Annotated in this window: 1 protein-coding gene; it reads right to left on the bottom strand. The window is 74.8% G+C overall.

Going from position 1 to position 722, the window contains the following annotated elements:
* The coding region (locus AC27IO_RS25065) for a TolC family protein (RefSeq protein ID WP_498741325.1) at positions 1 to 722 on the bottom strand (722 nt) is incomplete at both ends.

Below are 722 nucleotides of genomic sequence, written 5' to 3'. Positions count from 1 at the left end.
CAGCACCGTGCCGGGCACGCCGGCCGGGATCACGGGCAGCACCGCTTCGCCGGCAGCGCCTGCCGCGCCCGCAGGCGCCACGGCGAAGCCGCTCGCCACATCACCCACCAGCACGGCCAGGGCGTTGTTCAGCAGCACCTGCTGGCGCTCCAGCGCGAGCGCCTCCGATTCGGTGGCAGCCACTTCCGTCTGCACGCGCGCCAGGTCCAGCTCGGCCACATCACCGGCTTGGTAGCGGCGCTGCGTGAGGCGCAGCGTGTCGCGGTACGCGGCCAGGCTTTCCTCCACCAGCACGCGCTCGGCCTGCACCGCACGCCATTGCAGATAGGTCTGCGCCACGTCGGCCTGCACCATGAGCCGCGTGCTCTGCAGCAGCGCATCGCGTGCCTGGGCGTCGAGCCGCGCGGCATCGCTGGCCTGCGACAGGCGGCCGAACAGGTCGAGCTCATACGACACGTTCAGGCCCGCCGTGGCCAGCGTGGCCGGCACCGGGCCGCCCGTGGCGGTGTTGGCGCCCGCCTGCCGCGATACGCCGGTGGACACGCCGACCTGCGGGGCGCGGTTGGCATCGGCCGAGCGCAGCAGCGCCCGCGCTTCGGCCAGCCGCGCGGCGGCCTCCTGCACGGTGGCGTTGCCGCGGCCGGCCCGCTCCACCAAGCCGTTCAGCACCGGGTCCTGAAAGCCCAGCCACCACTCGCCGCGCGGCTGCGCCTCGGCGGGAG

This window comes from Acidovorax sp. KNOB132, from assembly GCF_057541515.1.
This window is presented reverse-complemented; position numbering and strand designations above follow the sequence as displayed.